The sequence below is a fragment of the Pseudomonas syringae genome (genome assembly GCF_023278085.1).
GTDB classification, from domain to species: domain Bacteria; phylum Pseudomonadota; class Gammaproteobacteria; order Pseudomonadales; family Pseudomonadaceae; genus Aquipseudomonas; species Aquipseudomonas syringae_Q.
Genome location: NZ_CP066265.1, coordinates 4,658,558 through 4,681,877 on the forward strand (window position 1 = coordinate 4,658,558; position 23,320 = coordinate 4,681,877).

Here is a 23,320-nt window from a genome sequence, read left to right on the forward strand (position 1 = left end):
ATTTCCAGGGCACGCCAAGTCGGCCCAAACGGATTCAAGGGGAGCATCAAGATGATCAAACGCAATCTGCTGGTAATGGGCCTGGCTGTTCTGTTGAGTGCCTGTGGCTTCCAGCTGCGTGGCACCGGCACCACCGAGCTGGCGCTCAAGGAACTGGACGTCAGCGCACGCAATGCCTACGGCGAAACCGTGACGCAGTTGACACGTGTGCTGACCAGCTCCGGCGTCAAGGTCTACACCGGCGCGCCTTACAAGCTGATCCTGACCAACGAAGCCGAAAACCAGCGCACCGTCAGCTACTCGGGCTCGGGCCGTTCGGCGGAATACCAGCTGACCACCACGCTCAACTATGAAATACACGGCGACAGAGACCGCACGCTGATGGACAGCAAGGTCACCGCGGACCGTTCCTACGTGCACGACGGCAACAACCTGACCGGTTCTGATCAGGAAGCTGCCCAGGTTCGTCAGGAAATGCGCAACGACCTGATCCAGAAGTTGATCGCACGCCTGCAACAGCTGACACCAGCCCGTCTGGAAGAGCTTCAGGCCAAGGCGGATGCGGTTGCCAAGGCAGAAGCCGACGCACTGGAAGCGGCTCAGCGAATCCGCGACGAGACGCCTCAGCAGTCGCCTGTCGAAATTCCATCCAGGTAAGTGTCTGGGGCCAGTCACCTGGCCCCGGCATCCTCTGACCCATGAAACTCGCCCCCGCCCAGCTCGGCAAGCACTTGCAAGGCACGCTTGCGCCCGTCTATGTGATCAGCGGCGACGACCCGCTGCTCTGCCAGGAAGCGGCCGATGCCATCCGCGCAGCAGCACGCCAGCAAGGCTTCGACGAACGTCAGGTATTCAGCGCCGATGCCAGCTTCGACTGGGGCACGCTGCTCCAGGCGGGTGCCAGCATGTCGCTGTTTGCCGAGCGGCGTCTGCTGGAACTGCGTCTGCCTTCTGGCAAGCCCGGTGACAAAGGCGCTGCGGCGCTCATGGAGTACTGCGCCAGACCCGCCGAAGACACCCTGCTGCTGATCAGCCTGCCCAAGCTCGACGGCAGCGCGCAGAAGACCAAATGGGGCAAGGCACTGATTGAAGGCGCACAGACTCAATTCGTACAGATCTGGCCGGTGGACATCGGCCAGTTGCCGCAATGGATTCGCCAGCGCCTTTCTCAAGCCGGGCTCGCCGCCACTCAGGATGCGGTCGAACTGATCGCCGCTCGGGTCGAAGGCAACCTGCTGGCCGCCGCGCAGGAAATCGAAAAGCTCAAGCTGATGGCCGAAGAAGGTCAGATCACCGTCGAGACGGTGCAGGCAGCGGTGGCCGACAGTGCGCGCTTCGACGTGTTTGGCCTGACCGATGCGGTGCTCAATGGCGAAGCCGCCCATGCCTTGCGCATGCTGGAGGGTTTGCGCGGCGAAGGCGTCGAAACACCGGTGATTCTCTGGGCATTGACCCGCGAGCTGCGTGCGCTGGCCAACATGTCCCAGCAATTCAGCCAGGGCGTGCCGCTGGACAAGATTTTCAGCTCGGCGCGCCCGCCGATCTGGGACAAGCGCAAACCGCTGATGAGCAAAGCCCTGCAACGCCACTCGGCGAAACGCTGGAGCCAGTTGCTCATGGACGCCCAACGCATCGATGCGCAGATCAAAGGCCAGGCGGCAGGCTCGCCATGGAGCAGCCTGAGCCGGCTGGCGCTGCTGATGGCCGGACAGCGGCTGGCATTGCCTGCGGAGTGAGGGGCTGTCGAGGCGTTGTTGACTCTCGTTACCACGCTCTGCGTGGTAATGCCCTTCAGGACGCTCCGCGTCCTCTTGTGACGCAGAGCGTCACGGACTGCATGCCAACGCGGAGCGTCGGCACGATAACCAGTGAGACTTGCGCACCCGCACCTCTCGTTACCACGCTCTGCGTGGTAATGCCCTTCAGGACGCTCCGCGTCTTCTTGTGACGCAGAGCGTCACGAACTGCATGCCAACGCGGAGCGTCGGCACGATAATCATGGCCGTCCGCACCTCTTCCCAGTGCCATAGCACACAACTATTAGACACAACTGCCCATCTGCCGGATGATTTGTGTCGCGTCACAACACCCATCAGGAGCACCTCGCCATGAGCAAGCCAAAGCGGCCGAACAAGGCCAAATCCATCATCGCCCAGCCCTTGTTCCGCAGTCGTCAGGAACAACCTTCCAAGGGCAAAGGCAGCTACCGCCGCGAAGCCTTCCAGTCTAAAAGCTGGGAGGCTTCCTGCTTTATGGCGGCCTGATATCGAGCAACATCTCCGAGGCGCTTTCTACCGCTTAGCCGTGTTATGGTCTGCACCTAACGGTAATACCCTTGGACTCAAGCATGCCTTCTCGTTTTACCCATCGCCCGCAGCTGCGCCAACTCATCGCTGCCTCCAGCCTCATTGCCCTGGTAGCCTGCGCAGAAAAACCCACTGCAGCCGATGCAACGCCCCTTCAATCCAGCAAAGTACAGATCAACCCTCCAGCTGTTGCGCCTACGCCAACGGTGGTCGTCGATGACTCCCTTACGATTCAGCCCGCCGTCAGCTTCAGCGAATGGCAGGCCGGTTTTCGCGCGCAGGCGCTGAAGGCAGGCATTCGTGCGGATGTATTCGACCTGGCATTCGCTGGCGTGACGCCGGACATGAGCGTGGTAAAGGCCGACCGCAGCCAGCCCGAGTTCAGCCGCCCGGTCTGGGAATACCTCGACGGTGCCATTTCCGCGGCCCGTGTGCGCAAGGGTCAGGCATTGCTTTCGCAATACGCTGACGATCTGCTGAAGATCGAGCAGCAGTACGGCGTGGACCGTCAGGCACTGGTTGCGGTGTGGGGGATGGAGAGTAATTTCGGCTCGTTCCAGGGTACGCAGTCGGTCATCCGCTCACTCGCCACACTGGCCTATGAAGGCCGCCGTCCGGGTTTTGCGCAGAGCCAGCTGCTGGCCGCGCTGGAGATCATCCAGCATGGCGACATCACGCCCGACAAGATGCTCGGCTCGTGGGCTGGCGCGATGGGCCAGACACAGTTCATTCCGACCACTTACAACACCCACGCCGTGGATTTTGACGGCGATGGCCGCCGCGATATCTGGAACACCCCTGCCGACGCGCTCGCCTCTACGGCGCATTACCTGCAAAGCTCCGGCTGGCAGCGCGGCCAGCCTTGGGGCTTCGAGGTGGTACTCGGCACAGGGTTCGATTACTCGCTGGCCGACTCGACGACCCGCAAGAGCCTGGCCGAATGGCAGCAACTGGGCCTGAAGCAGCCCGACGGCTCGGCGATCCCGGTGGCAGCTAGCCAGCAGCAGGCCGCGCTGCTGTTGCCTGCCGGTTACCGTGGGCCAGCATTCCTGGTGCTGGATAACTTCCGCGCGATTCTGAAGTACAACAACTCCACATCTTATGCCCTGGCGATCAGCCTGCTTTCCGATCGATTCAAGGGTGCAGGGTACGTGGTAGGCGCATGGCCGCGTGGAGACCTGCCGCTGAGCCGCTCTGAGCGCATCGAGCTGCAAACCCTGCTCTCGGCCCGCCAATACGACGCAGGCGCGCCAGACGGCATCATCGGCGCCAATACGCGCAAGGCGATCCGTAGCGCTCAGCAGTCGTTCGGCTGGCCGGCAGATGGCTACCCGACGCATGAACTGCTGGAGAACCTGCGCAAGCCTGCAGGGCAGTAACTGGCGCGCGAGATGGACGCAGAGCGTCCAGAACGGCATGCCCACGCGGAGCGTGGGCACGATAGTGTTCTTACGGAAGCCTATCGTTCCTCACGCTCCAGCGTGGGAATGCCCTTCGTGAAGCTCCGCATCAAAAATCTGCGCAAATCCGCGCAATCAAGAACGTCCAGAACGGCATGCCAACGCGGAGTGTGGGCACGATAGTGTTCTTACGGACACCTATCGTTCCTCACGCTCCAGCATGGCATGCCCTTCGTGACGCTCCGCGTCAAAAATCTGCGCAAATCTGTGCAATCAAGAACGTCCAGAACGGCATGCCCACGCGGAGCATGGGCACGATAGTGTTCTACGGACGCCTATCGTTCCTCACGCTCCAGCGTGGGAATGCATTTCCGGACGCTCCGCGTCCAGTCTCGACCCACGATGCGGCGAAGAGTGTGACGCGAAGCGTCAAGAACTGCATGCCAACGCAGAGCGTCGGCACGATAATCGACCGTAAAAAGAAGGGCCAGGTATCACTACCTGGCCCTTGTTGTTTTGCGGCTCGTTATCAGAGCATCGCTTTGGCGATCTTTGCTTGCTCATCAGCGTGGTACGAGGAGCGGACCAGTGGGCCCGAAGCGACGTTCTTGAAGCCCATCTTGTAACCTTCCTCGGCGAACCAGGCGAAGGTGTCCGGATGGACGAAGCGCTGTACCGGCAAGTGGTTGCGCGACGGTTGCAGGTACTGGCCCAAAGTCAGCATGTCGATGTCATGCTCGCGCATGCGTTTCATGACTTCGATGACTTCTTCGTCTGTCTCGCCCAACCCCAGCATCAGACCGGATTTGGTCGGTACATGCGGGACCATCTGCTTGAAGCGTTGCAGCAGGGTCAACGACCACTGGAAATCCGAACCCGGGCGCGCGGCCTTGTACAGGCGTGGCACGGTTTCCAGGTTGTGGTTGAACACATCCGGCGGCTCGGCAGCGGTAATTTCCAGCGCGATGTCCATGCGCCCACGGTAATCCGGTACCAGCGTTTCAAGCTGCACGCCCGGCGACAGCAGGCGAATCTCGCGAATGCAGTCGGCAAAGTGCTGAGCACCGCCATCACGCAGGTCATCCCGGTCTACCGAGGTGATGACCACGTACTTCAGGCGCAGGTCGGCAATTGCAATGGCGAGGCTCTTCGGCTCGTCGACATCCAGCGCCTTCGGGCGACCATGGCCCACGTCACAGAACGGGCAGCGACGGGTGCAGATGTCGCCCATGATCATGAAGGTCGCCGTGCCACCGGAGAAGCACTCGCCCAGGTTCGGGCAGGATGCCTCTTCGCAGACGCTGTGCAGCTTGTGCTTGCGCAGCAGTTGCTTGATACGGTCGACTTCCGGGGAAACCGGGATGCGCACGCGAATCCAGTCAGGCTTCTTCGGCAGATCGACAGTCGGAATGATCTTGACCGGGATGCGCGCAACCTTCTCCGCTCCGCGCAGCTTGACGCCGGCTTCGACTTTCGGACGGGCCACACGCTCGGAAACGTCAAGCGTCGGGATCAGGGTTTGCACGGTGTCAGTCATATTGGTTTATTCCGCCCGTAAGGGTCGCCTGCTCAGCGTAGTCGAGGTGGTTGACGAGCTGCGCACGCAGTCGGGCACTAACCTCGGAAAATTCTATCTGCCCTGCCTGATCGCTCAGTTGGGTCATGGCCAGCCCGGCGTAGCCGCAAGGGTTGATGCGGCGGAACGGCTCCAGATCCATGTCGACGTTCAACGCCAGACCATGGAACGAACAGCCGTTGCGAATACGCAGGCCGAGTGACGCGATTTTTGCGCCGTTGACATAGACGCCCGGTGCATCGGCCTTGGCCGCTGCCGTGACACCGTAATCAGCCAGCAAGGCAATGAGCGTGTTCTCGATCCGGGTGACCAGATCGCGAACACCGAAGCCAAGGCGCCTGACGTCCAGCATCAGGTAAGCGACCAGTTGGCCCGGGCCATGATAAGTCACTTGGCCGCCACGATCGACCTGTACGACAGGAATATTACCCGGCAGCAACAAATGCTCCGGTTTACCGGACTGCCCCTGGGTGAAAACCGGCGGGTGCTGCACCAGCCAGACTTCGTCTGCGGCCTCTCGACCGCGCCCGTCGGTGAAGCGCTGCATGGCGTGCCAGGCGGTTTCGTAATCGATCAGACCCAGATCACGAAAGCCAAGGGCACCGCTCATCAGAGCACCATGTGCACGAAACCCGTAGCGCGAAGGGCACTATTGATATCGCGCAACTGGTCTTCGCCAGTGGCGATGATGTGCAGCTGGACGGTGGTGTATTTGCCGTTGCTGCTCTGACGCTCGGCAAGCGTCTTGAGGTCGACCGTGGCGTGCTTTTCAAGCACTTCCATCACGGCGGCAGTAAAGCCCACACTGGTGTCACCGATCACTTTGATCGGGTAGTCGTTGCAGGGGAATTCGATTTTGTGCGACTTGACGTCGTTATCAGTCATGGCAGTAAAGGTCTCACAAGCCGTGACGACGGACACGCAGCCCGCTCAGATCATGAGCAGGCCGCGAGAAGGTCGGCAGTAGTTACTGGAGGGTCAGTTGAACAAGCCGTAGAAGAACAGGCGGATGCTATCCCACACGCGGCGGAAAATGCCACCTTCCTCAACCGCTTCAAGCGCAATCAGATTAGCGGTGTGAACCACCTGATCGTCCTTCTTGACTTCAACCTTGCCGATCACGTCGCCCTTGGCGATTGGCGCAACCAGTTGCGGGTTCATGGTCATGCTGGCAGACAGCTTCTTCATGTCGCCTTTGGGCATGGTCATGCTCAGATCTTCAGCCAGACCGGCCTTGACCTGACGCTCAGTGCCTTTCCAGACAGTCGCCTGGGCCAGCTCGGTGCCCTTCTGATAGAAGTTCTGGGTTTCGAAGAAACGGAAGCCGTACGTCAGCAGCTTCTGGGTTTCAGCCGCACGGGCCTGCTCGCTGTTGGTGCCGAATACGACAGCAATCAGACGCATGCCGTCACGCACAGCCGAGGACACCATGCAGTAGCCGGCTTCGTCGGTGTGACCGGTTTTCAGACCATCAACGGTCTTGTCACGCCACAGCAGCAGGTTGCGGTTAGGCTGCTTGATGCCGTTCCAGAAGAACTCTTTCTGCGAGTAGATCGCATAGTGAGCCGGGTCTTCGTGGATGATCGCGCGGGCCAGGATCGCCATGTCGTGAGCCGACGAGTAATGCTCCGGGTTCGGCAGACCGGTCGGGTTCATGAAGTGACTGTTGGTCATGCCCAGATCGGCAGCCGTCTTGTTCATCATGTCGGCGAAGGCATCTTCGCTGCCGGCAATGTGCTCGGAGATCGCGACGCTGGCGTCGTTGCCCGACTGAATGATGATGCCGTGCAGCAGATCGCTGACGGTCACCTGGCTGCCCACTTTGATGAACATCCGCGAACCGCCTGTGCGCCAGGCGTTTTCACTGATGGTCACCGGATCGTTCTCGCCGATCTGGCCGCGACGGATTTCCAGGGTCGCGATGTAGGCCGTCATCAGCTTGGTCAGACTGGCAGGTGCCAGGCGCTGATCACCGTTGTTCTCGACCAGCACGTTGCCGCTGGTGGCGTCCATCAGCACATAGGCCTTGGCCGCCAGTTGCGGGGCGGCAGGCGTCATCTGCTCTGCAGCCCAGGCAGCCGGGGTGATTATCAGTGGTACAAGCAGGCATAAGCGTTTTGCAAAGGTGGTGATGTTCATCCGTCTCTCGAGAATCCTAATGGGCAAACATGCCCTTGCGGGCAAAGCTGAACAGACCGGCGAAGCGAAAGCGCCTCGGTACGGCTCGTGGCGCCAGGCTGTAGCCCTGGCTGACAAAGTCGCCTGTTCGACACACGACTTTGTGGACAGTTGCCTGCAACGCTTGCCCGATGGCAAATCCACGCTGCCTGCGACTGCATCTCGCCCTCCATTGTTGCCGGAGGGCGACGGTCAAAAAACTTTACTGATCCGATGTCACTACGCTCGGCTGGCCCAGATTGGCCGACCTGACGCTGTTTTGCAGCTGCTGGGCTTCACCCTGCGTGTCGATCGGTCCCATCCGCACCCGATAGAGCGTTTGCTGATTGCGTGCTATCGAGCTGACGAAAACCGGCGCTCGAACCATCCCGCTCAGTTTCGACCTCAGGAGTTCCGCAGCGTCCGGGTTGGCGAAAGCTCCCACCTGGAGAAACAGCCCAGCGGCTTGTCCTGAAGCGTTTTTTTTTGCGTCAACCTGCAGCGGCACGACAGGTGCAGCATGCTGCTGAGGTGGCGGCGTGTATTGTTCGACGGTGCCGGTCGAGGTCGACAGCGCTGGCGGCGTTGCCTGGGCCACGACCTGCGGCTGATTGAGCATCAGCGGCGCCGGACGACCCCGTTGCGCCCACCATTCCTGCGGATCGATCCCTTCAACCTTGACCCGGGCCGTGCCGGTTTCGGCATAGCCCAGCTTTTTGGCTGCAGCATAGGACAGGTCAATGATGCGGTCCGAATAGAACGGGCCGCGGTCGTTGACGCGCAGGATCACCGTGCGGTTGTTGTCCAGGTTGGTCACTTTGACGTAGCTGGGCAACGGCAGGGTCTTGTGCGCGGCGCTCATGCCGTACAGGTCATACACCTCGCCATTGGCGGTGTTCTGACCATGAAACTTGGTGCCGTACCAGGAGGCGGTGCCCGACGCGACGTAACGCTTGGAATCGCTCATCGGGAAATAGGTCTTGCCCAGCACGGTGTACGGGTTGGCCTTGTAGGCACCGGTGTGCAGGGTCGGCGTCGCATCCGGGATACGTGAAACATCCACATCCCACCACGGCGCGCCGTCCTTGTGGGCACGGTTGATGTCCAGCCCCGGCATCGAACGCACCACTGCGCCGCCTTTCGGCGGCTGCGTGGAGGTCGTGCGGGATGGCGACGAGCAGCTGGCGATCAGCACAGCCAGGCCGGTCAACGCCAGAAGCTTGAATGATTGAAGAATCGGCAATGCCCGCATTACTTGACGCCTCGAGCTTGAACCAACGATTCAGACAACTGATACACGGCCATGGCGTACATCACGCTGCGGTTATAACGAGTGATTGCATAAAAATTATTCAGACCCAGCCAGTATTCAGGACCTTGGTCGCCGTCCAGACGGAACGCCGTCACCGGCATGTCATCGCGAAGCGCATCATGACTCGCCCAGCCCAGCCCTCGCAACTCCCCAACCGACATTACCGGGTCGAGCGCCGGGCTCAGACCCTCGTCGACGCGGTCACCGCGTGCCGTTGCACGGCTGACGACCGGCTGACCGGCCACCCATCCGTGGCGCTTGAAATAACTGGCCACGCTGCCGATGGCGTCGTCCGGGTCGGTCCAGATATTGATGTGGCCGTCGCCGTCGAAATCCACCGCATAGGCGCGGAAGCTGCTTGGCATGAACTGCGGCAACCCCATCGCACCGGCATATGAACCTTTGAGAGTCAGCGGATCAACCTGTTGCTCGCGAGCCAGCAGCAGGAACTCGCGCAGCTCCTTGCGAAAGAACGGGGCGCGTGGCGGATAATCGAAGCCGAGAGTCGAAAGTGCATCGATCACCCGGTAATTACCGGTATTGCGGCCGAAAAACGTTTCCACACCAATGATCGACACGATGATCTGCGCCGGTACACCGTATTCCTGCTCGGCACGCGCCAGTGCAGCTTCGTGCTGACGCCAGAAGTCGACACCGCGGGCAATGCGCGCGTCGGTGATGAACATCGGCCGATAGTCCTTCCACTGCTTGACCCGTTCGGCGGGGCGGGAAATCGCATCGAGAATGGCCTGCTTGCGCTCGACCTCACGGAACAGGCCCATCAATTGCTCACCGGCAAAGCCGTGATCGCGGGTCATTTCACCGACGAATTCAGCGACCTGAGGCGAACCTTCATAGTCACCGGCGAGCACTTCCTGCACTGATCCGAGGATGCCTACCAGACCGACCACTGGAGCATATCGAGCCCAGTTAAGCACTGCTTGCATTGAATTGTTCACCTTAATCAAACCTGTGCGATCCATTTACGATGTGTATGGATCGACATCAAAACTCCAAACGCTGACAGTAGCGTCACCAGCGAAGTTCCGCCGTAGCTAATGAAGGGCAGCGGCACGCCCACCACCGGCATCAGGCCACTGACCATACCGATGTTGACGAAAACGTAAACAAAAAACGTCATGGTCAGCGCGCCGGCCAGCAATTTGCCGAACAACGTCTGTGCCTGCGCCGTGATCACCAATCCGCGACCGATCAGCAGCATATAGATGATCAGCAGCGCGCAGATGCCCACCAGCCCGAACTCTTCACCCAGCACCGCAATAATGAAGTCGGTGTGGCTTTCCGGCAGAAAGTCCAGGTGCGACTGAGTACCCAGCAGCCAGCCCTTGCCGAACACCCCGCCAGAACCGATGGCGGCCTTGGACTGAATGATGTTCCAGCCCGTGCCCAACGGATCGCTTTCCGGATCGAGAAAGGTCAGTACCCGCTGCTTCTGGTAGTCATGCATGAAGAAGAACCACATGGCCACTGCGGCAGGCACAGCGGCGGCCAGTACGCTGAGAATCCAGCGCCAGCGCAGGCCGGCCATGAACAGCACAAAGGCGCCGGACGCCAGGATCAGCAGCGAAGTGCCGAGGTCAGGCTGGCGCACGATCAGCACGAACGGCACGCCGATCAAGGCCAGACTGACCGCAACATGCTTGAGATGCGGTGGCAGTGTGCGCTTGGACAGATACCAGGCGATGGTCGCAGGCATGATGATCTTGAGAAATTCCGAGGGCTGGAAGCGAATCACACCGGGAATATTGATCCAGCGGGTCGCGCCCATAGCGTTGTGGCCCATCACATCCACCACCACCAGCAACAGCACGCCAATGACGTAGAGCACCGGCACCCAGCGGGCCATGAATCTCGGTTCCAGTTGCGCGATCACCACCATGGCCACCAGGCCGATGCCGAACGAACTGGCCTGTTTGATCAGCAGGTCCCAGTTCTTGCCGCTGGCCGAATACAGCACGAACAGACTGCCCGCCGCCAGGGTCAGCAGCAGAATCAGCAAAGGACCGTCGATGTGAATGCGCTGCAGAAACGTGGCGCGGCGACGCATCACGTCTTCGCTGGACAGGATGCGGTCAAAATTACTCTTCACGGGCCGCAGCCTCCAGATTCCGGGAGTCGGCATACTCAGGCTTGAGATGGCCGTTTTCGTCGAGCAGCCAGGCGTCCATGACCTGGCGCACGACCGGTGCCGCAACGCCAGAGCCGGACTCACCGTTCTCGACCATCACGGCAACGACGATTTTCGGGTTGTCGGCCGGCGCGAAGCCGACGAACAAGGCGTGGTCGCGATGGCGTTCCTGGACCTTGGTGCGGTCATACTTCTCGCCCTGCTTGATTGCCACGACCTGCGCCGTACCGCTCTTGCCGGCAATCCGGTATTGCGCGCCGATGGCTGCCTTGCGTGCCGTACCGCGTGCGCCGTGCATCACTTCCTGCATGCCATGGTTGACCCGTCCCCAGTTGGCCGGGTCACGCAGCACGATGTTCGGCATCGGGTTCTCGTCCACCGGCGGCTTGCCTTCGATGGTTCTGGCCAGATGCGGCCGGTTCCAGACGCCTTTGTTGGCCACCAGCGCGGTGGCCTGCGCCAGTTGCAGCGGCGTGGCCTGCATGTAGCCCTGGCCGATCCCGAGAATGAGCGTTTCGCCGGGGAACCAGGCCTGGCGGCGAGTGGCGCGCTTCCAGTCCCGGGACGGCATCAGGCCGGGCGATTCTTCGAACATGTCCAGCGAGACTTTTTCGCCGATACCAAACTTGTTCATGTAGGTCGCCAGCCGATCAATACCCAGCTTGTGCGCAAGGTCGTAGAAGTACGTGTCATTTGAACGCATGATCGCGGTATCCAGATCCACCCAGCCATCACCGGTGCGGTTCCAGTTACGGTATTTGTGATCGTAATTGGGCAGTTGGTAGTAGCCCGGGTCGAACACCCGCGTACTGGGCGTCACGACCCCGGCGTCCAGCGCGGCAATCGCCACCGCAGGCTTGATGGTCGAGCCCGGAGGATAGAGGCCACGCAGAATACGGTTGAACAGCGGCCGGTCGATGGAATCGCGCAGTTCGGCGTAAGCCTTGAAGCTGATGCCGGTCACGAACAGGTTCGGGTCGAAACTGGGCGCACTGACCATCGCCAGCACTTCACCGGTACTCGGCTCCAGCGCCACAACGGCACCACGACGCCCGCCCAGCGCGGCTTCGGCAGCTTCCTGAAGATTGATGTCCAGGCTCAGGACGATGTCCTTGCCTGGGATCGGATCAGTGCGCTTGAGTACCCGCAACACGCGGCCACGGGCGTTGGTCTCGACCTCTTCGTAGCCGACCTGACCATGCAGATCGGGCTCGTAGAAACGCTCGATACCGGTCTTGCCGATATGGTGAGTGCCGCTGTAATTGATCGGATCGAGGCTTTTCAGCTCTTTTTCGTTGATGCGCCCCATGTAACCGACCGAGTGCGCAAAATGCGGCCCTTGCGGGTAGTGACGCACCAGTTGCGCAACCACTTCGACGCCCGGCAGGCGGAACTGGTTGACGGCGATCAGGGCGATCTGTTCTTCACTCAATTCAAACAGGATCGGCACCGGCTCGAATGGCCGACGGCCCTGCTTCATACGCTTTTCGAAAATGATCCGGTCGTCGGGGGTGAGCTGCAATATCTCGACAATGGTGTCGAGCACGCTGGACCACTCGCCAGAGCGCTCGCGAGTCATGGTCAGGCTGAAGCTGGGCCGGTTGTCCGCCACCACGACGCCGTTGCGGTCGTAGATCAGGCCGCGACTGGGCGGAATCGGCTGAACGTGAACACGATTGTTTTCCGACAGCGTGGAGTGGTACTCGTACTGGATGACCTGCAGGTAATACAACCGGGCAATCAGCACACACACCAGCAACACGACCGCCACAGCACCGAACACGACCCTGCCGCGCACCAGACGTGCGTCTTTTTCGTGGTCTTTGAGGCGGATCGGTTGAGACATTTAGGCCGTGTTCACAGTAAAGACGATGCTACTTGTGATAAGGGTGCCCGGACAGAACGGTCCAGGCGCGATACATCTGCTCGCCGATCAGGATGCGCACCAGCGGGTGCGGCAAAGTCAGCGGCGACAGCGACCAGCGTTGCTCGCTGCGCGCACAGACCTCAGGTGCCAAGCCCTCGGGGCCACCCACCATCAGGTTGACCGTGCGTGCATCGAGACGCCAGCGATCGAGTTCGACCGCCAGTTGCTCGGTACTCCAGGGTTTGCCATGCACTTCCAGCGTGACAATCCGCTCGCCCGGCTGCACCTTCGCCAGCATCGCTTCGCCTTCCTGACGGATAAAGCGCGCGACGTCGGCGTTCTTGCCACGGGTATTGAGCGGAATTTCCACCAGTTCGAGGGCAAGCTCGGAGGGCATGCGCTTGGCGTATTCGTGCCAGCCTTCCTCCACCCACTTGGGCATGCGCGAACCCACCGCGATCAGACGCAGACGCACATCAAACCCTTATTCGTTGCCCGGTGTGTGGTGCGCAGCGCTGGCTGCACGGCTTTGCTCGGCGCCCTGCCACAGACGCTCCAGGTCGTAGAACTGGCGTGCAGCAGCGGTCATCACATGAACGATCACGTCGCCCAGGTCCAGCAGAACCCAGTCGCTGTCGCCCTTGCCTTCTTCGCTCAGGGATTTCAGACCGGCAGCCTTGACCTTGTCACGGACGCTGTCGACCAGTGCATTCAGCTGGCGATTGGAAGTACCGGTGCAGATCAGCATGTAATCGGCGATGCTGGTCTTGTCACGCACGTCGATGGTCAGGATGTCGGCACCCTTGATCTCTTCGAGGGCTGCAACCGCAACCTTGACGACTTCTTCACTGCTCATTTTTTGCTTTGTCATATAAAACTCATTCAGCTCGTATGTGTGGGACCGCCCAAACGCTTGTCGATAAAAGCAGTTTCAGGGCAACCCATCTGTGTTCGGCGCACGGTAAAGCCCGTGCGCATCGATATAGGCCAGTACCGCGTCTGGCACCAGAAAACGTACCGACTTACCGCTGGCCAGCAGTTGACGGATCTGGGTGGCAGACACCGATAAAGGCGTCTGCCAGACGAATGTAATCTGTCCGCCCGGCCCTTTCAGGGCCTTGGGATCGCTGACTGCGCGCGCCGCCAGCAGGTTGCGCATGGCATCCGGCGATTCGCTGTCCGCGTCCGGGCGTTGCAGCACCACGATATGGCAGTGCTCCAGCAGTTCTTCCCACCTGTGCCAGGTCGGCAGCCCGCAAAAGGCATCCCAACCCAGCAACAGGAACAACTGGTCCTGAGGCGCCAGTTCTGCGCGCATCGATTCCAGCGTGTCGAGGGTGTACGACGGTTTGTCCCGTTTCAGTTCACGGTCATCCACCGTCAAGGGCGACACACCGGCAACCGCACTCCTGACCATCGCCAGACGGTCCTGAGCGGCAACGCTCGGCATGTCACGATGCGGGGGCCTGGCGCTGGGCGTCAGGCGCAACTCATCGAGTTCCAGCAGTTCAGCCACTTCAAGCGCACCGCGCAAGTGACCGATATGCACCGGATCGAACGTCCCGCCGAGCATGCCGATACGTCTGGGCAGCACAGCCACGGGCTCGCTCAAGTCAGGCTTGTCCGCGCAATTGACCGTCGCCGATCACGATGTACTTCTCGCAGGTCAAGCCTTCCAGCCCGACCGGGCCGCGGGCGTGCAGCTTATCAGTAGAAATGCCGATCTCGGCACCCAATCCGTATTCGAAGCCGTCAGCGAAGCTAGTCGGCGCATTGACCATGACCGAACTGGAGTCGACTTCGGCCATGAAGCGGCGAATCTGGCCCTGATGCTCGGACACGATGGCGTCGCTGTGATGCGAGCCATAGTCATTGATGTGTTCGATGGCCTGGTCCAGCCCGCTGACCACACGAATGGACAGGATCGCCGCCAGGTACTCGGTGTGCCAGTCCTCTTCGGTTGCGGCAATGACATCGATCAGCTCGCGGGTGCGTTCGCAGCCGCGCAACTCGACGCCCTTCTCGCGGAACTGCGCCGACATCGGCGGCAGGAAATCGGCTGCCACGGTCTGATCGACCAGCAGGGTTTCCATCGCGCCACAAATACCGTAGCGATAGGTCTTGGCGTTGAACGCGATCTTCTGCGCCTTGGGCAGGTCGGCATGCGCGCTGACATACACATGGCAGATACCGTCCAGATGCTTGATGACCGGCACCCGGGCGTCGCGACTGACCCGCTCGATCAGGCCCTTGCCGCCGCGCGGGACGATGACGTCCACGTACTCGGGCATGGTGATCAGCGCACCGACGGCGGCACGGTCAGTGGTTTCCACCACTTGCACCACGGCAGCTGGCAAACCGGCCTCGGCCAGACCGCGCTCGATACAGGCCGCAATGGCCCGATTGGAGTGAATCGCTTCGGAGCCGCCGCGCAGAATAGTCGCGTTACCGGACTTCAGGCACAGACTGGCAGCGTCGATGGTCACATTCGGACGCGACTCGTAGATGATGCCCACAACACCCAGCGGCACGCGCATCTTGCCGACCTGAATACCCGATGGCCGATAGCTCATGTCGCGGATCGCACCGACCGGATCTGCCAGACTGGCGACCTGACGCAACCCGACAATCATGCTGTCGATGCGTGCGGGGGTCAGTGCCAGACGTTCCAGCATGGCCGGCTCAAGCCCGCTCGCCTGACCGTTGGCCAGGTCCAGCGCATTGGCGGCAGACAGCTCGTCGCGAGCGGCGTCGAGCGCCGCGGCGGTGGCTTGCAGGGCGCGGTTCTTCTGCGCGGTGCTGGCACGACCGATCACGCGCGATGCTTCGCGGGCGGCGCGACCCAGGCGGGTCATGTAGTCAAGAACGGACTCGGTCATGGTCTCAGAGGTCTTGGCAAAGAGGAAAGCGGCCGATTATAGCTGTCGTGGGGCACGAACGACAGCGCAGACAGGCGGATGGTCAATAACAGTGCGCAGATTTCTGCCCGTTCGCGGCCCGCCTGCGTAACTCGACGAGCAGTCGTGCGACGTGGCACTCGGCTGGCCATGCCAAGCGAAGGCCGGATGGGCTGTCATGATTTCGTCATTTTCAGAAACAACAAAGTCGTTAATACCGACACATTCAGCTGCAATTAAAGTTGCGCTTGCTATGATCGGGCATCTTCTCAAACTGCCCGTCCGATTATGCCCACTGCTGCGCCCATTCCCCTCCCTGACCGTTTTTTCCAGCGCGATGCCCAGCTACTGGCGCGCGACCTGCTGGGCAAGGTCATCCGCCACAAGGTCGGTGATCTCTGGCTGGCGGCACGGATCATCGAAACCGAAGCCTACTATTGCGCGGAGAAAGGCAGCCACGCCTCGCTCGGCTACACCGAAAAACGCAAGGCGCTGTTCCTCGAAGGCGGCCACATCTATATGTACTACGCGCGCGGCGGCGACTCGCTGAATTTCAGCGCCGAAGGGCCGGGCAATGCAGTGCTGATCAAATCCGCATTCCCGTGGACCGATGCCACCAGCGACGAAAACGCCCTGGCGCAGATGCAGCTGAACAATCCCGACGCCAGCGGCGAAATCCGCCCGGCGCAACGGCTTTGCGCGGGCCAGACGCTGCTGTGCAAGGCACTCGGCCTGAAAGTGCCTGCCTGGGACGCCAAGCGTTTCGATCCACAACGCCTGTTGGTCGAGGACGTCGGCCAGACACCTGAACGGATTATCCAGACCACCCGACTGGGCATCCCCAGCGGACGCGATGAGCATTTGCTGTATCGCTTCGTGGACGCCGGTTACGCACGATTCTGCACACGGAACCCTCTCAGACGCGGTCAGGTCGAAGGCCGCGACTACTTACTTCTCGATCAAGGAAACTGACCCATGGGCGACCTGCTCAATGGCATGACCGGCTGGTTGACGGCAAACCCCTCCTGGGTGGCTGTCGCGATCTTCTTAGTCGCTTTTACCGAGTGTGTCGCGATTGTCGGGATCGTCGTGCCGGGCACGGTGATCATGTTTGCCATTGCCGCCCTCGCGGGTAGCGGCATTCTGCCGTTGAGCGAAGTCCTGTTGCTGGGCTTTCTGGGCGGGCTGCTCGGCGATGCGGTGTCGTACTTCATCGGTCGTCGTTTCCACCAGAGCATCCGCCAGTTGCCGGGCCTGCGCACGCACCCGGAATGGATGGCCGGGGCCGAAACCTATTTTCATCGTTACGGGATTGCCAGCCTGCTGGTTGGCCGCTTCATCGGCCCGCTGCGGCCCATGCTGCCGATGATCGCCGGTATGTGCGACATGCCGCTGCCACGCTTTATAGCAGTCAGTGTGCTGGCGGCCGCGGGCTGGTCAATTGCCTACCTGATGCCTGGCTGGGCGGCCGGTGCGGCCATTCGCCTGCCGCTGCCGGAAGGTTTCTGGCCTGAGGCTGCGGTGGTCGGTGGCGGGCTGGCGATTCTGTTCGGCCTGAGCATCCAGAGCAGCATTCGCCAGAAGCGCTATGCCACCAAGGTGATTTCCGCGCTCAGCCTGATCCTGGTAGCCGCCCTGTTCATCGGCTGGCCGCACCTGGCCGATTTCGATAACGGCCTGATGACGCTGGTCCAGGAAAACCGCAGTGAAGCCGCGCAGAACATTGTGCTGTTCGTCACCAGCATCGGTGACTTCAAGGCTCAATTGCTGGCGGCGTCCCTGCTGATCATCGTGCTGGCGGTGGCCAGACAATGGCGCCATGCAGCTTTTGCACTGACCGTTACCCTGGGCACCGCCGTAGCGAACGGCACACTGAAAACGCTGTTCGCCCGTGCGCGCCCGGAAGTGCTGCTTGATCCGATCACCTCCTACAGCATGCCCAGCGGCCACAGCTCTGCGGCTTTCGCGCTGTTCATGACCCTTGCCGTGCTGGCGGGACGTGGCCAGCCGGTACGCTTGCGCCTGACCTGGATGCTGGTCTGCGGCATTCCGGCGCTGTCGATTGCCCTGTCGCGGGTGTACCTGGGCGTTCACTGGCCGACGGATATCCTGGCCGGCATGCTCCTGGCGTTCTGCGTCTGCGCTGCCAGCCTGGCGTTCTTCCAGCGCAAGGAATCGCTGCCTGCGATGTCCGTCCGGGTCTGGTGGCTGGTGGTTCCGGCGATGACTGCGCTGCTCGGCATATTTGCCGTGCGCGCCTTGTCCCATGCGGTGTTGCGTTATCAGTACTTACCGTAAACAGAGAAGCTGACAGCTTGCCAGCGCGCCTTCGAGGCGTTGTCTACACTCCCGAAACAGGAGAGTGAGCGACGGCGTTGCCGAAGGAGTGTTGATGTCTCGCCTGATTCGTTATACCGCCTCGCGGCGTCGGCAACGCGGTGCAATCGGCCTGATGGCCGCGCTGACGCTGGGGCTGGCGTTGCTGTGCGCGCTGGTAGTGGTCGACAGCGGCAGGCTTTATCTGGAGAAGCGTTCGCTGCAGAGGGTCGCGGACATTGCCGCACTGGAAGCCGCTGGCCGCCGAGGCACGTGCAGCGGCATATCTAGTAGCGCCGCCGACTTTGCCAGGCAGAGTGCCATACGCAATGGCTTTACCCCCGGTAGCGACAGTCGCGCACTGGCAACCCGTTGCGGCACGCTGGTGTTGAATGCCCTGAGCCAGCGGACGTTCAGCGTCGACCCGACACAGGCGCTGGCCATTGAAGTGGTCGCCACACACCCGGTACCGCGCAGCATCGCCGCCGGTATCGGGGCCTTGTTCGGCGGCTCGGCGACGCCCGTGAACATTCCGCTCAGCGCCACCGCCGTCGCAGCGAGCGCCTCGCCACTGGCAGCCCTGACCATCCGCAGCGCGACGGTCAGCATAGACAGCACCCGGGCGGCGATCCTCAACCCGGTCATCGGCAGCCTGCTCGGCGGCACGCTGAACCTCAGCGTTGCCAACTGGCAAGGTCTTGCCAGCACCGATCTCAGCCTGCTCAGCTACCTGAACCGGCTCAAGACCGACCTCAATCTGACGGCCGTGGGTTATAGCAGCGTGCTCAACACCTCGGTGTCGGTCAGCCAGTTGATTCAAAGCGCAATCAATGTGCTGGACCCCGGCGCGACGCTGGGCGGCACCGCGACCATTGCCGGCCTGCAGGCTCTGAAGCTGGCTTCCGGCGCAACCACGGTGGTATTGGGCGACCTACTATCGATACAGGGCGCCCCGGACATCGCCGCCTTGAACGCCAATCTGCGCCTGATGGACCTGGTCCAGGGCATCGCGCAACTGGCCAATGACAAAACCGGTATTTCAACCGCTGCGCAGATCAATGTCGGCAATCTGGCGCAGGTCACGACGCGCATTCAGGTGATCGAGCCGCCGCAGCTATCAGCCATCGGCGACCCGAGCAAGATCGACCCGGCCAACCCCAAGACCGGTGCCAACCGGATTTACGTGCGCACCGCGCAAATGCGCGCGCTGGTCTCGATCAACCTGCCGGTGCTGGGCACGATTACGTCGCTGGTCAACAGCGCGGGCTCGGTGGTCGGCAGCCTGACGCCGATTCTTAACAGTGCATTGAATCTGAATATTGCCGGGCTGGCGACTTCGGCTACCTGCGCGCTGGGGCTGACCAGTTGCATGGTGACCGATTTCCAGTTTCTGACCTCAGGCACATCTGGCCCCAGTATCGACCTGAGCCTGTCGCTGGCCAGTGCCGATAGCTATGTCACCGGCTTCACCTGCACCAGCAACACCAGCAAAACCCTCAGCGTCAAAACCGACGCAGCCTTGCTAAGTGCCAAGGTCGGTCAGATATCTGACAGCAACGCTTTTCCGGCCAGCACTGATCCAGCGGCAATCACCGCCCTGCCCCTGCCGGTGATTGATATCGGCACCAAAACCTGCCAGAAAATCGCTGGCCTACTGGGCAACTGCACCACCCGCGTCCCCTTCGGCGGTGGCGGTATCGGCCTCACGTTCGACACGGTCAGCCAGTCAGCACTGGGCAGCTCGTCGGTTGTCAGTACCACCTTCGGTTCGCCCAATCTGCCGGAAATCAGCAACTCGCCGTATTTCCTGACACGCGTTGCGGATACCAAGCCGAGCACCTTGCTCAACGGCACGGTTTCAAGCGTGAAGGTGAATGTCTACAAACCTGCGACCAGTAACGTGCTCGGCAATGTCATCACCGGAGCAGCTGCAACGCTGAGCAGCCTGACCCTTGCGCTGGATACCATCGTCGACGACACGCTGACCCGCTTGCTGACATCGGTTGTTGACCCGCTCTTCGAGTCGCTGGGCCTGAACCTGGGGGCCACCGACGTCGGCGCCAACCTGAGCTGCAACCTGGGCCAGGCGACGCTGGTGATCTAGCGCGGTTCACCTAGTCTGCGTTGAATACCGGCAATTCAATGCTGAATCGCGCGCCTTCGTCCACGTTGCTCACGGTAAGCTGACCGCCCATCTGATCGACAATGCCGTAGCTGACCGACAGCCCCAGCCCGGTGCCGACGCCCACCGGTTTGGTGGTGAAAAACGGCTCGAAAATACGCTCCAGCAGACGCGGATCGATACCGCCGCCGTTGTCCTGCACCACCAGACGGATGATGTTTTCATCGCGCTCGGCCTCGACACTGATCCACGGCTCGAATCCCCGATCCTTTTCCCGACGCGACAACAACGCATCGCGGGCATTGACCATCAAATTGATCAGCACTTGCTCCAGTTGATCGACGTGGCCGCGCACCTGCACGCCCTCAAGCATGCTCCCGACACGCAACTGAACGCCTTTGCCTTTCATGCCTTCGGTCAGCATCGAGATCGTGCCTTCGACCGCCTGAACCGGATCGAACAGTTGCTCTTCGACCTCGGAGCGCCGACCAAACACCCGCATGTGGTCCACCACCCGAGCAGCACGTTGCACCTGGGCGTCGATGCGATTGAGCTTTTCGGTGAGGTACTCAATGTCCACGTCGCCGCGCCCCAGACGCTTGAGCACGTTGACCACCGCCATGCGCATGACATTGAGCGGCTGATTGATCTCGTGGGCCAGGCCGGTGGCCATTTCGCCCAGGGTGGCCATTTTGGCGCTCTGGTTCAGTTGCATTCGGGAGCGGCGCACATCGGTGTTGTCGCGCCCTACCGCCTGAACCTCGACCAGCTTGCCTTGCTCGTCGAACACACCCCGGTCTGCCCACACCCACCAGGCGTATTCACGACCGGGCAATTCGATGCAGATCTCTTCGGTGCTCAATGGCGACTCCGGGGTCAACAGCCCGATGCGCTTGATGAACGCCTCGCGCTGCTCATCGGAAAGCCAGTCGCCCAGGTTGATCCCGGTCAACTGCTCCGGGGTGCATTCCATATAGTTGGCCAGCGGCCGGTTGCCGAAACTGAGCACCAGGTCCGGCGTGTAGCGACAGATCATGGCCGGCGAGTCCTCGACCAGAATCCGGTAACGCTCTTCGCTCTTGCGCACCTGCTCCGCCGCCAGGGTCGCCTCGGTAACATCCAGCCACAGGCCGACCGCTTCCACCGGAATACCGAGGTCATCGCGCAGCAGGCGTGCTTCGTCCAGCAGCCAGTGATAATCGCCCTGCCGGTCGCGAAGCCGATAGCGCCGACTGACGAAGCCTTCGCGCAGCAGCTGGCGAGTGCGCTCGAACCAGATGTCACGGTCTTCAGGGTGAATGTATTCAGCCAGTTGACCGTCTACGCAATCCGCCAGCGTCCAGCCGAGCAACGGGGCGAGGCTGTCACTGAAAAAAGTCGGTTCCAGATTGCCCTGGTCGTAACGCTGGACGTAGATCACCGCGGGCGAACTGGCAATCAGGTTATCCAGCCTCGCGTGCGCGGCGGCCGCTTCGGTTTCCTGATTCTTGATATCGCTGACGTCAAGCATGAAGCCCAGCACCCGCTGCACCTGACCGCTGACCAGCGCCTGACCCTGAATACGAAACCACAGGGTTTCCTGAGCCGGATCGCTCTGCGCCAAGCGTACGCACAGCAACATCGGTGTGCCTTTGTCACGCAGCCTGGCCAGGCGGCTGGACAATTCCTGTCGATCTGCCGGATGAATCAGCGCCAGCCAGTCCGTACGCGACAGGCTTTCGATCCGGTCGCCGACACGCAGATTACGCGCCAGCTGCGGGGCAAGCAGGATCTCGTCACTGGCCGGCAGCAACTCCCACCAGCCGGTACCCAGCAGATCCTGCAGCACCGCCAGACGCTCGACATGATGACGATTATGCTGCTCCGACAGGCGAAACAGTACCGGCCCGGCCAGCGCCGAACACAGGTTCAGCCATTCGCGCTCGCCCAGATCCGGAGCCTGCTGCTGCGGGTCATAAAAGCCGAACATCAACCAGGCCTTGGCCACGTTGTCCCGACTGTGAGGTATCAGAAAACCGTTGGCGTTGCCGAAGGCGCTTTGCAGCCCGGCGTGTCCGGCGTCGCTGCCGAACTTCAATGGATGCGCACTGTTGGCGTCGAACGAATCCAGTGCGCTGCCCAGGCGCTGCCCGACCTGCCACAGCTCCGGCGCAGTGTGGGCGCTGTACTGGCAGTAGACACGCCAGCCAACGCCGCTGGTTTCCGGCAACACCAATGCGACGCAAGGGATACGCCAGAGCTGCGCCAGCTCCTCCAGTTGCTCGGTCACCACCGCGGTAAGCCGCTCGACGTTGCAGACCCGCACCCGCTCCGCCATCTGCCCGGCGAAACGCAGGCACTGCTGGCGACTGCGTGCGGCGCTGGCCTCTTCCATCAAATCGCTGATATCGAGCAATTGCAGCAGCCAGCCCTTGCCATGCGCCTGCACCCAGCCACGGGCGTGCAGGGTGTGCGCGTCAGCACTTTTGAAATCCAGGTCGAGCATGTGCCCCAGCCAGTCATGCGGTACGCCTTCGATGACCAGCGCGCTGTTGGGCAAAAGCAGGTTCATCAGCCGTTGCGTCGCAATCACCGGCGCAGCGATACCCAGCCGCGCAAGCAAATTCGCACTGAGGCTTTGCACCCGCCCCTCGTCGTCGAGCAGCAGGTAGAGATCGGCGCCAATCGGATCAGGCTCGCTGCCTGGCGCCACATTCTGTGGCGCACTCTGCGGCACGGGCGACGGTTCACCACGGCCCAGCCAACGGCTCAGGCGGTTTTTATCAAGGGACAAGTTGCAGGCTCGCTTGTGCAGTGAGGTTATTCGGCAAGCGCGGGACTTCACCAATGCCCGGCAGCGTCAACAGCGGCAAGACCTGGGTCAACCGGGTCTTGGGATACTGGATCGTCACCGTCAGCACGCCAGCGGTGTAGGTCACGCTGGTGTAGGCAGAACTGAAACCCAACGCAGCCGGCATCCATGCCAACTGTGTCATGACCACACTCTGTGACTGACTGCGCAACAGGCTGTCGTAATTGGCAATGGCCGGACTGAGCGCGACACTTCGGCGCACGGCTTCACTGGCAGCCGCATTGAAAGACTGCATCATCAGCAACGGCAGGCTATAACTCACCATGCCGTAGAACACGGCAAAAAAGATGACGAACACCGCCGCAAACTCAATAGCAGCGGCGCCCCGTTGTTTACCCGGAGAAGAATGATGCAAGACTGTTTTCAT

Annotated in this window: 21 protein-coding genes; 7 read left to right on the forward strand and 14 right to left on the reverse strand. The window is 61.3% G+C overall.

The features are described from left to right. The first annotated feature begins 51 nt into the window (after positions 1-51). The 4 genes from lptE (at position 52) to I9H07_RS20800 (ending at position 3,685) form a co-directional block, all read left to right on the forward strand. Positions 52-657, forward strand: a complete 606-nt coding sequence (gene lptE, locus I9H07_RS20785; RefSeq protein ID WP_058825288.1) for an LPS assembly lipoprotein LptE — start codon at positions 52-54, stop codon at positions 655-657. Positions 658-698: 41 nt separating this feature from the next. Beyond that, a complete protein-coding gene (gene holA, locus I9H07_RS20790) occupies positions 699-1,736 on the forward strand; it encodes a DNA polymerase III subunit delta (protein ID WP_236423730.1) in 1,038 nt (345 codons plus the stop codon). Between the two features lie 372 nt (positions 1,737-2,108). Continuing rightward, positions 2,109-2,264: an alternative ribosome rescue factor ArfA gene (gene arfA / locus I9H07_RS20795; RefSeq protein ID WP_003376569.1), complete on the forward strand. Its 156-nt coding sequence runs from the start codon at positions 2,109-2,111 to the stop codon at positions 2,262-2,264. 83 nt (positions 2,265-2,347) lie between these two features. Next, positions 2,348-3,685 (forward strand): lytic murein transglycosylase, encoded by a 1,338-nt coding sequence (locus I9H07_RS20800; RefSeq protein ID WP_058391287.1) that lies wholly within the window; start codon positions 2,348-2,350, stop codon positions 3,683-3,685. A gap of 550 nt (positions 3,686-4,235) precedes the next feature. Here I9H07_RS20800 and lipA read toward each other — a convergent pair. The 12 genes from lipA to I9H07_RS20860 form a co-directional block, all read right to left on the reverse strand. Continuing rightward, positions 4,236-5,243 (reverse strand): lipoyl synthase, encoded by a 1,008-nt coding sequence (gene lipA, locus I9H07_RS20805; RefSeq protein WP_024674535.1) that lies wholly within the window; start codon positions 5,241-5,243, stop codon positions 4,236-4,238. After that, positions 5,236-5,892: a lipoyl(octanoyl) transferase LipB gene (lipB, locus tag I9H07_RS20810; protein WP_024674536.1), complete on the reverse strand. Its 657-nt coding sequence runs from the start codon at positions 5,890-5,892 to the stop codon at positions 5,236-5,238. Before lipB ends, lipA begins: the two co-directional genes overlap by 8 nt. Beyond that, positions 5,892-6,167 (reverse strand): DUF493 domain-containing protein, encoded by a 276-nt coding sequence (locus tag I9H07_RS20815; RefSeq protein ID WP_024674537.1) that lies wholly within the window; start codon positions 6,165-6,167, stop codon positions 5,892-5,894. Before I9H07_RS20815 ends, lipB begins: the two co-directional genes overlap by 1 nt. Before the next feature lie 93 nt (positions 6,168-6,260). Next, on the reverse strand, positions 6,261-7,421 hold the full coding sequence (locus I9H07_RS20820) for a D-alanyl-D-alanine carboxypeptidase family protein (RefSeq protein ID WP_007250889.1): 1,161 nt from the start codon (positions 7,419-7,421) through the stop codon (positions 6,261-6,263). A gap of 241 nt (positions 7,422-7,662) precedes the next feature. Further along, complete coding sequence (locus I9H07_RS20825) at positions 7,663-8,691, reverse strand: septal ring lytic transglycosylase RlpA family protein (RefSeq protein WP_024674538.1); 1,029 nt, start codon at positions 8,689-8,691, stop codon at positions 7,663-7,665. Next, complete coding sequence (gene mltB / locus I9H07_RS20830; RefSeq protein ID WP_024674539.1) at positions 8,691-9,698, reverse strand: lytic murein transglycosylase B; 1,008 nt, start codon at positions 9,696-9,698, stop codon at positions 8,691-8,693. Before mltB ends, I9H07_RS20825 begins: the two co-directional genes overlap by 1 nt. Positions 9,699-9,715: 17 nt before the next feature. Then, a complete protein-coding gene (gene rodA, locus I9H07_RS20835; protein WP_007250893.1) occupies positions 9,716-10,819 on the reverse strand; it encodes a rod shape-determining protein RodA in 1,104 nt (367 codons plus the stop codon). A 31-nt stretch (positions 10,820-10,850) separates the two neighbouring features. Then, complete coding sequence (mrdA, locus tag I9H07_RS20840) at positions 10,851-12,746, reverse strand: penicillin-binding protein 2 (RefSeq protein WP_024674540.1); 1,896 nt, start codon at positions 12,744-12,746, stop codon at positions 10,851-10,853. A 28-nt stretch (positions 12,747-12,774) separates the two neighbouring features. Further along, entirely contained in the window at positions 12,775-13,242 is a 468-nt protein-coding gene (gene rlmH / locus I9H07_RS20845; protein WP_002555336.1) for a 23S rRNA (pseudouridine(1915)-N(3))-methyltransferase RlmH, read from the reverse strand. Between the two features lie 9 nt (positions 13,243-13,251). Then, positions 13,252-13,638, reverse strand: coding sequence for a ribosome silencing factor (gene rsfS, locus I9H07_RS20850; protein ID WP_024647032.1), 387 nt, complete (start codon positions 13,636-13,638; stop codon positions 13,252-13,254). 60 nt (positions 13,639-13,698) lie between these two features. Then, complete coding sequence (gene nadD, locus I9H07_RS20855) at positions 13,699-14,358, reverse strand: nicotinate-nucleotide adenylyltransferase (RefSeq protein ID WP_161632882.1); 660 nt, start codon at positions 14,356-14,358, stop codon at positions 13,699-13,701. A gap of 22 nt (positions 14,359-14,380) precedes the next feature. Next, on the reverse strand, positions 14,381-15,646 hold the full coding sequence (locus I9H07_RS20860; protein WP_024674542.1) for a glutamate-5-semialdehyde dehydrogenase: 1,266 nt from the start codon (positions 15,644-15,646) through the stop codon (positions 14,381-14,383). A 306-nt stretch (positions 15,647-15,952) separates the two neighbouring features. On the opposite strand from I9H07_RS20860, the gene I9H07_RS20865 reads away from it, so the two are divergent. From I9H07_RS20865 to I9H07_RS20875, 3 genes are all read left to right on the forward strand, one after another. Beyond that, positions 15,953-16,636 (forward strand): DNA-3-methyladenine glycosylase, encoded by a 684-nt coding sequence (locus I9H07_RS20865; RefSeq protein WP_024674543.1) that lies wholly within the window; start codon positions 15,953-15,955, stop codon positions 16,634-16,636. A 3-nt stretch (positions 16,637-16,639) separates the two neighbouring features. Then, positions 16,640-17,962 (forward strand): bifunctional DedA family/phosphatase PAP2 family protein, encoded by a 1,323-nt coding sequence (locus tag I9H07_RS20870; protein WP_024674544.1) that lies wholly within the window; start codon positions 16,640-16,642, stop codon positions 17,960-17,962. 94 nt (positions 17,963-18,056) lie between these two features. Then, a complete protein-coding gene (locus tag I9H07_RS20875; RefSeq protein ID WP_024674545.1) occupies positions 18,057-20,084 on the forward strand; it encodes a pilus assembly protein TadG-related protein in 2,028 nt (675 codons plus the stop codon). 10 nt (positions 20,085-20,094) lie between these two features. Here I9H07_RS20875 and I9H07_RS20880 read toward each other — a convergent pair whose 3' ends face one another. Together I9H07_RS20880 and I9H07_RS20885 are read right to left on the reverse strand one after the other, a co-directional pair. After that, positions 20,095-22,875, reverse strand: coding sequence for a PAS domain-containing sensor histidine kinase (locus tag I9H07_RS20880; protein WP_024674546.1), 2,781 nt, complete (start codon positions 22,873-22,875; stop codon positions 20,095-20,097). Beyond that, on the reverse strand, positions 22,865-23,320 hold the full coding sequence (locus I9H07_RS20885; RefSeq protein ID WP_236423729.1) for a TadE/TadG family type IV pilus assembly protein: 456 nt from the start codon (positions 23,318-23,320) through the stop codon (positions 22,865-22,867). Before I9H07_RS20885 ends, I9H07_RS20880 begins: the two co-directional genes overlap by 11 nt.

Bases quoted from the DNA above. Each gene is read 5' to 3' on its own strand.
- I9H07_RS20870 (WP_024674544.1), top strand. From the start codon at position 16,640: ATGGGCGACCTGCTCAATGGCATGACCGGCTGGTTGACGGCAAACCCC.
- lptE (WP_058825288.1), top strand. From the start codon at position 52: ATGATCAAACGCAATCTGCTGGTAATGGGCCTGGCTGTTCTGTTGAGT.
- I9H07_RS20815 (WP_024674537.1), bottom strand. From the start codon at position 6,167: ATGACTGATAACGACGTCAAGTCGCACAAAATCGAATTCCCCTGCAAC.
- rsfS (WP_024647032.1), bottom strand. From the start codon at position 13,638: ATGACAAAGCAAAAAATGAGCAGTGAAGAAGTCGTCAAGGTTGCGGTT.
- I9H07_RS20865 (WP_024674543.1), top strand. From the start codon at position 15,953: ATGCCCACTGCTGCGCCCATTCCCCTCCCTGACCGTTTTTTCCAGCGC.
- I9H07_RS20820 (WP_007250889.1), bottom strand. From the start codon at position 7,421: ATGAACATCACCACCTTTGCAAAACGCTTATGCCTGCTTGTACCACTG.
- I9H07_RS20885 (WP_236423729.1), bottom strand. From the start codon at position 23,320: ATGAAAACAGTCTTGCATCATTCTTCTCCGGGTAAACAACGGGGCGCC.
- lipA (WP_024674535.1), bottom strand. From the start codon at position 5,243: ATGACTGACACCGTGCAAACCCTGATCCCGACGCTTGACGTTTCCGAG.
- I9H07_RS20825 (WP_024674538.1), bottom strand. From the start codon at position 8,691: ATGCGGGCATTGCCGATTCTTCAATCATTCAAGCTTCTGGCGTTGACC.
- mrdA (WP_024674540.1), bottom strand. From the start codon at position 12,746: ATGTCTCAACCGATCCGCCTCAAAGACCACGAAAAAGACGCACGTCTG.
- arfA (WP_003376569.1), top strand. From the start codon at position 2,109: ATGAGCAAGCCAAAGCGGCCGAACAAGGCCAAATCCATCATCGCCCAG.
- I9H07_RS20800 (WP_058391287.1), top strand. From the start codon at position 2,348: ATGCCTTCTCGTTTTACCCATCGCCCGCAGCTGCGCCAACTCATCGCT.
- lipB (WP_024674536.1), bottom strand. From the start codon at position 5,892: ATGAGCGGTGCCCTTGGCTTTCGTGATCTGGGTCTGATCGATTACGAA.
- I9H07_RS20875 (WP_024674545.1), top strand. From the start codon at position 18,057: ATGTCTCGCCTGATTCGTTATACCGCCTCGCGGCGTCGGCAACGCGGT.
- rodA (WP_007250893.1), bottom strand. From the start codon at position 10,819: ATGCGTCGCCGCGCCACGTTTCTGCAGCGCATTCACATCGACGGTCCT.
- mltB (WP_024674539.1), bottom strand. From the start codon at position 9,698: ATGCAAGCAGTGCTTAACTGGGCTCGATATGCTCCAGTGGTCGGTCTG.
- holA (WP_236423730.1), top strand. From the start codon at position 699: ATGAAACTCGCCCCCGCCCAGCTCGGCAAGCACTTGCAAGGCACGCTT.
- I9H07_RS20860 (WP_024674542.1), bottom strand. From the start codon at position 15,646: ATGACCGAGTCCGTTCTTGACTACATGACCCGCCTGGGTCGCGCCGCC.